The organism is Cohnella baijiui (assembly GCF_020731285.1).
Lineage (GTDB): Bacteria > Bacillota > Bacilli > Paenibacillales > Paenibacillaceae > Cohnella.
Genome location: NZ_JAJFOW010000419.1, coordinates 1 through 224, shown reverse-complemented (window position 1 = coordinate 224; position 224 = coordinate 1). Strand labels below are relative to the sequence as shown.

1 protein-coding gene is annotated in these 224 nt (G+C 46.9%); it reads left to right on the top strand.

Translation table 11 applies throughout. From position 1 onward, the window contains the following. Nucleotides 1–28: 28 nt before the first annotated feature. Nucleotides 29–224 (top strand): MHYT domain-containing protein (locus tag LKX83_RS34630; RefSeq protein ID WP_370639191.1); only part of this gene is annotated, 196 nt, incomplete at its 3' end.

Here is a 224-nt window from a genome sequence, read left to right as displayed (position 1 = left end):
GGCACTGCTTGTCGCTAGTCGTACTACGATGACACCTATTCATCTGCTGGTTGGCGGTATATGTATGGCAGGTGCGATTGTTGCCATGCATTATATCGGTATGATAGCAATGAAAATGGCCGCTACCATGCAATACGACGTAATGCTTGTCGTCCTCTCTATCATTATCGCATTCGGCGCTTCTATCGCAGCGCTTAAACTTGCCTTTCAGCTAAAAAGTTCCC